Raw genomic sequence first — 242 nt, forward strand, 5'->3', positions numbered from 1 at the left:
CGTCCACCTCGCGCAACCGGTTGCTGCTGACGGTCTATACCGCTGCGATCTTCGTCAGCGCGCTCCTGCTGTTTTCGGTGCAGCCGCTGTTCACGAAGATGGTGCTGCCGCGGCTCGGCGGCTCGCCATAGGCGCTGGCGATGCCAAGCGGCAAGGTGATGAAGGCTGCGATCAACAGCACCAGATGCACCACGACCGGCACCACGCGGTTCCTGATCTGCATCAAGAGATGCGCGTAGGCA

General features: G+C 63.2%; 1 protein-coding gene. It reads right to left on the reverse strand.

What is annotated here, in order from left to right; genetic code table 11:
- Window positions 1-34: 34 nt before the first annotated feature.
- Window positions 35-242: hypothetical protein (locus G8O24_RS43765; RefSeq protein WP_210324930.1), on the reverse strand; the 208-nt coding region annotated here is incomplete at its 5' end.

Origin of the sequence: Bradyrhizobium campsiandrae (assembly GCF_014529705.1) — a bacterium.
Classification (GTDB): domain Bacteria; phylum Pseudomonadota; class Alphaproteobacteria; order Rhizobiales; family Xanthobacteraceae; genus Bradyrhizobium; species Bradyrhizobium campsiandrae.